3 protein-coding genes are annotated in these 5854 nt (G+C 71.9%); 2 read left to right on the forward strand and 1 reads right to left on the reverse strand.

All coding sequences use genetic code 11. The features are described from left to right. Window positions 1–66: 66 nt before the first annotated feature. Window positions 67–2778: a DNA polymerase I gene (gene polA / locus EAO71_RS10725; protein WP_147977512.1), complete on the reverse strand. Its 2712-nt coding sequence runs from the start codon at window positions 2776–2778 to the stop codon at window positions 67–69. Between the two features lie 122 nt (window positions 2779–2900). On the opposite strand from polA, the gene EAO71_RS10730 reads away from it, so the two are divergent. Together EAO71_RS10730 and EAO71_RS10735 are read left to right on the forward strand one after the other, a co-directional pair. Beyond that, window positions 2901–5183 carry an FdhF/YdeP family oxidoreductase gene (locus tag EAO71_RS10730; protein ID WP_147977513.1) on the forward strand — a complete coding sequence of 761 codons (2283 nt, stop codon included), beginning with the start codon at window positions 2901–2903 and terminating at the stop codon, window positions 5181–5183. Window positions 5184–5255: 72 nt separating this feature from the next. Beyond that, the gene (locus EAO71_RS10735; RefSeq protein ID WP_147977514.1) at window positions 5256–5762 is read left to right on the forward strand and encodes a PaaI family thioesterase; all 507 of its coding nucleotides are present in this window, start codon (window positions 5256–5258) and stop codon (window positions 5760–5762) included. Window positions 5763–5854: the final 92 nt, after the last annotated feature.

Raw genomic sequence — 5854 nt, forward strand, 5'->3', positions numbered from 1 at the left:
GTCCGGGGCACATGCGAAAGCCCGGGCCCGCGACGCCGTTGGCGTCGCGGGCCCGGGCTCGTCCGGTCAGTGCGCCGCCGACTCCCAGTCCGGGCCGACGCCCACCGAGACGTCGAGCGGGGCGCGCAGGGTGACCGCGGAGGACATCTCCCGGCGCACCAGGGCCTCGACCTGCTCCCGCTCTCCCGGGACCACTTCCAGCACGATTTCGTCGTGGACCTGGAGGAGCATCCGGGAGGTGAGGGAGGCCTCGGTCAGCGCGCGGTCGACGTTCAGCATCGCGACCTTCACGATGTCGGCCGCCGTGCCCTGGATCGGGGCGTTCAGCGCCATCCGCTCGGCGGCCTCGCGGCGCTGGCGGTTGTCGCTGTTCAGGTCCGGGAGATAGCGCCGGCGGCCCAGCATCGTCTCGGTGTACCCCGTGGCGCGGGCCTCGTCGACGACGCGGCGCAGGTAGTCCCGCACTCCGCCGAACCGCTCGAAGTACGTGTCCATCAGGGCACGCGCCTCGCCCGCCTCGATGTTGAGCTGCTGGGAGAGACCGAAGGCGGACAGGCCGTACGCCAGGCCGTAGGACATGGCCTTGATCTTGCGTCGCATCTCGGCGTCGACGGCGGACCGCTCGACCCCGAAGACCTGCGAGGCCACCGTGGTGTGCAGGTCCTCGCCGGAGGCGAACGCCTCGATGAGGCCCTCGTCCTCGGAGAGGTGGGCCATGACCCGCAGTTCGATCTGGCTGTAGTCCGCGGTCATCAGGGACTCGTAGCCCTCGCCCACGACGAAGCCGTGGCGGATCGCCCGGCCCTCGTCGGTGCGGACCGGCACGTTCTGCAGGTTGGGGTCCGTGGAGGACAGGCGCCCGGTGGCGGCCACCGTCTGGCTGAAGGTGGTGTGGATGCGGCCGTCCGCGGCGATCGTCTTGATCAGCCCCTCGACCGTGGAGCGCAGCCGGGCCTGCTCGCGGTGGCGGAGCATGATCACCGGCAGTTCGTGCTCGGTCTGCCCGGCGAGCCAGGCGAGCGCGTCCGCGTCCGTGGTGTAGCCCGTCTTGGTCTTCTTCGTCTTCGGCAGGTTCAGCTCGCCGAAGAAGACCTCCTGGAGCTGCTTGGGCGAGCCGAGGTTGAACTCGTGGCCCACCGAGGCGTGCGCCTCCTTCACGGCCTGCTGCACGGCGCCCGCGAACTGCTGCTCCATGGCCTCCAGATGGGCCCGGTCGGCCGCGATGCCGTGCCGCTCCAGCCGGGCGAGGAGGGCGGAGGTGGGCAGCTCGACGTCGTGCAGGAGCTCGCGCGCGCCCACCTCGCCGAGCTTCTCCTCGAAGGCCGTGCCGAGGTCGAGCACGGCCCGCGCCTGCGTCATCAGGGCCTCGGCCTCGGCCGTGTCGTCGGCGCCGAAGGCGAGCTGCCCGTCGGCGGCCGCGGCCGGCGCGAGCTCCCGGTGGAGGTACTCCACGGAGAGCGCGTCGAGCGCGAAGGAACGGCGGCCCGGCTTCACCAGGTACGCGGCGAGCGCGGTGTCCATCGTGACCCCGGCGACGGTCCAGCCGTGCTCGGGGAAGACGCGCATGACGCCCTTGGCGTTGTGCAGCACCTTGGGCCGGGCCGGGTCGGCGAGCCACGCGGAGAAGGCCCGCTCGTCGTCCTCGTCGAGCTGCGTGGGGTCGAACCAGGCGGCGGCGCCGTCCGCGGCGGCCAGGGCGATCTCGGCGACGCTCCCGGTGCCGAGCGCCCAGCTGTCGACCGTGGCCACACCGAGCGGCTGGTCGGCGTGCCCGGCCAGCCAGGGGGCCAGCTCTCCGGAGCCGAGGACCGAGCCGTCCAGCTCGACGCCCGCGGCGGGGGCGGGCGGCTGCTCCTCGTCGGCGCCCGGGTCGACGGCCAGCAGGCGCTCGCGCAGCGAGGGGTTGCGGATCTCCAGGGTGTCGAGGACCAGCGCGAGCGCCGTGCGGTCGTACGGCGCGCGCTCCAGGTCGCGGACGGTCCGGGGCAGCTCGACGTCCCGCACCATCTCGGTGAGCACGCGGTTGAGCTTCACGGCCTCCAGGTGGTCCCGGAGGTTCTGCCCGGCCTTGCCCTTGACCTCCTCGGCGCGCTCGACCAGTTCGGCGAACGACCCGAACTGGTTGATCCACTTCGCCGCGGTCTTCTCGCCGACGCCGGGGATGCCGGGGAGGTTGTCGGACGGGTCGCCGCGCAGGGCGGCGAAGTCCGGGTACTGCCGGGGCGTGAGGCCGTACTTCTCCTCCACCTTCTCCGGGGTGAAGCGGGTCAGCTCGGAGACGCCCTTGGTCGGGTACAGCACCGTCACGTGGTCCGTGATCAGCTGGAAGGAGTCGCGGTCGCCGGTGACGATCAGGACCTCGAAGCCCTCGGCCTCGGCCTGCGTGGCGAGCGTGGCGATCACGTCGTCCGCCTCGAACCCGTCGACGGCGAAGCGCTCCGCGTGCATGGCGTCGAGCAGCTCGCCGATCAGCTCGACCTGCCCCTTGAACTCGTCCGGCGTCTTGGAGCGGTTCGCCTTGTACTCGGGGAACTCCTCGGAGCGCCACGTCTTGCGGGACACGTCGAACGCGACCGCGAAGTGCGTGGGCGCCTCGTCGCGGAGCGTGTTCGCCAGCATCGACGCGAAGCCGTAGATGGCGTTGGTCGGCTGTCCCGTCGCGGTCGTGAAGTTCTCCGCGGGAAGCGCGAAGAACGCCCGGTACGCGAGGGAGTGCCCGTCCATGAGGAGCAGGCGGGGACGGGGGTCTGCGGTCTTCTTCGATGCTGTCTCGGCCACGGAACGATCCTGCCACGGACCGCTGACAATCCCCTCCACACCGACCTTACGTGGAGCTTTGTCGGTACCGCGTGACAGGATCGGGGGGTACGCGACGGAACCGACGCTCAAGGGAGAGCGCGATGGTCAGCAAGCCGCCCGCCGGCGATCCGGTCCAGGACGCGCCGCAGGTGGCGGAGCCGCAGCACGCCGCTGCCGGCCTGCCCGCCATCGGCCACACCCTGCGGATCGCCCAGGCGCAGATGGGCGTGCGGCGCACCGCGCGGACCCTGCTCAAGGTCAACCAGAAGGACGGCTTCGACTGCCCGGGGTGCGCCTGGCCCGAGGGTGACAAGCGGCACGTGGCGGAGTTCTGCGAGAACGGGGCGAAGGCCGTCGCCGAGGAGGCGACCCTGCGCCGGGTCACCCCCGACTTCTTCGCCGCGCACCCGCTGTCCGACCTGGCCGGCCGCAGCGGCTACTGGCTGGGCCAGCAGGGCCGGATCACCCAGCCGATGTACCTGCCCGCGGGCGCGGACCGGTACGAGGCGGTGACCTGGGAGCGGGCGTTCGCGATCATCGCGGAGGAGCTGCGGGCCCTGGCCTCCCCCGACGAGGCGCTCTTCTACACCTCGGGCCGCACCAGCAACGAGGCCGCGTTCCTGCTCCAGCTCTTCGCCCGCGAGTTCGGCACCAACAACCTGCCGGACTGCTCCAACATGTGCCACGAGTCGTCCGGCTCCGCGCTCACCGAGACGATCGGCATCGGCAAGGGCAGCGTCTCGCTGGAGGACCTCCACCAGGCCGACCTGATCATCGTGGCCGGCCAGAACCCGGGCACGAACCATCCGCGGATGCTGTCGGCGCTGGAGAAGGCCAAGGCCGCCGGTGCCCGGATCATCTCGGTGAACCCGCTGCCCGAGGCGGGCCTGGAGAAGTTCAAGAACCCGCAGACGCCGCGGGGCATGCTGCGGGGCGCCGCCCTCACCGACCTCTTCCTGCAGATCCGCATCGGCGGCGACCAGGCGCTCTTCCGGCTGCTCAACCGGCTGGTCCTGGAGGCCGACGGAGCGGTCGACGAGGAGTTCGTCCGCGCCCACACCCACGGGTACGAGGAGTTCGCGGCCGCCGCCCGCACGGCGGACTGGGACGAGACGCTGACGGCGACCGGTCTGGACCGCGACGAGATCGAGCGGGCCCTGGAGATGGTGCTCGCCTCGCGCCGGACGATCGTCTGTTGGGCGATGGGACTCACCCAGCACAAGCACGCGGTGGCCACGATCCGCGAGGTGGTCAACCTCCTCCTGCTGCGCGGCGCCATCGGGCGTCCGGGCGCCGGGGTGTGCCCGGTGCGCGGCCACTCCAACGTCCAGGGCGACCGCACGATGGGCATCTTCGAGCGGCCCGCGCCCGCCTTCCTGGACGCCCTGGACAAGGAGTTCGGGATCGTCTCGCCGCGCCACCACGGCTTCGACGTGGTCCGCTCGATCCAGGCGCTGCGCGACGGCGAGGCGAAGGTGTTCTTCGCGATGGGCGGCAACTTCGTGGGGGCCACGCCCGACACGGAGGTCACCGAGGCGGCGATGCGGCGGGCCCGGCTCACCGTGCACGTCTCCACCAAGCTGAACCGCTCGCACGCGGTCACCGGCACGCACGCGCTGATCCTGCCCACGCTGGGGCGCACCGACAAGGACGTGCAGCGTGGCGGCCGGCAGTTCGTGACGGTCGAGGACTCGATGGGGCTGGTGCACGCCTCCCGCGGCAACCTGCCGCCGGCCGGCCCCCACCTGCTGTCCGAGCCGGCGATCGTGGCCCGGATGGCGCGGGCAGTGCTCGGCGCCGCGTCGGCGACGCCGTGGGAGGAGTTCGAGCAGGACTACGCCACGATCCGCGACCGCATCGCACGCGTCGTACCGGGCTTCACCGACTTCAACGCGCGGCTCGCGCGGAACCCCGGCGGCTTCGCGCTGCCGCACGCCCCGCGGGACGAGCGCCGCTTCCCCACGGCCACCGGCAAAGCCAACTTCACCGCCGCGCCGGTGGAGTACCCGAAGGTGCCCGAGGGCCGGCTGCTGCTGCAGACCCTGCGCTCGCACGACCAGTACAACACCACGATCTACGGTCTCGACGACCGCTACCGCGGCATCAAGGGCGGCCGACGGGTTGTCCTGGTGCACCCGGAGGACGCGGCGGCGCTCGGGCTGGCCGACGGGGCGTACGCGGATCTCGTCGGCGAGTGGACGGACGGCAGCGAGCGGCGGGCGCCCGGTTTCCGGGTCGTGCACTACCCGACGGCCCGGGGGTGCGCGGCGGCGTACTACCCGGAGACGAACGTCCTGGTGCCGCTGGAGTCGACGGCGGACGTCAGCAACACCCCCGCCAGCAAGTCCGTGATCGTGCGTCTGGAACAATCGCAGTCCGCCTAAGCGTTTGCTCAGGCGGGCCAGCTGGAGAGCAGCTGGATCAGCAGCCGTACGAAGACGAACGGAGCCGGGCCGATGGGTGAGCAGCAGCACGTGAAGTTCCCGCAGGAGGTCCTCGACGAGTACGCCGCACTCGGCGTCGACCTGCCGGCCCTCTTCTCGGCCGGGCACCTCGGCAACCGGATGGGTGTCCAGATCGTCGAGGCGTCCGCCGAGCGGGTCGTCGGCACGATGCCGGTGGAGGGGAACACCCAGCCCTACGGTCTGCTGCACGGCGGCGCCTCGGCGGTGCTCGCCGAGACGCTGGGCTCCATCGGTTCGATGCTGCACGGCGGAGTCTCCAAGATCGCCGTGGGGGTGGACCTGAACTGCACCCACCACCGAGGGGTCCGCAGCGGCCTGGTCACGGGCGTCGCCACCCCGGTCCACCGCGGGCGCTCCACGGCGACCTACGACATCGTGATCACCGACGAGCAGGACAAGCGGGTCTGCTCGGCGCGGCTGACCTGCATGCTGCGCGAGGTCACGGCCAAGGACGCGGCCACCGTCGCGGACGTCGCCGCGTCCGGCGGCACGGCCTGACCGAGGGGGCGTCCTGTCGTTCCCGGCGGGCTCCCGACACCCCGTGAGTCCGCTCGCCGATCCGGCATGATCGACAAGACACCCCCCGAGCC

This window comes from Streptomyces sp. MS191, assembly GCF_008042125.1.
In the GTDB taxonomy this organism is placed as follows: Bacteria; Actinomycetota; Actinomycetes; order Streptomycetales; family Streptomycetaceae; genus Streptomyces.

Excerpts from the sequence above, each read along its gene's own strand:
- EAO71_RS10730 (WP_147977513.1), top strand. The coding sequence starts at position 2,901 with ATGGTCAGCAAGCCGCCCGCCGGCGATCCGGTCCAGGACGCGCCGCAG.
- EAO71_RS10735 (WP_147977514.1), top strand. The coding sequence starts at position 5,256 with ATGGGTGAGCAGCAGCACGTGAAGTTCCCGCAGGAGGTCCTCGACGAG.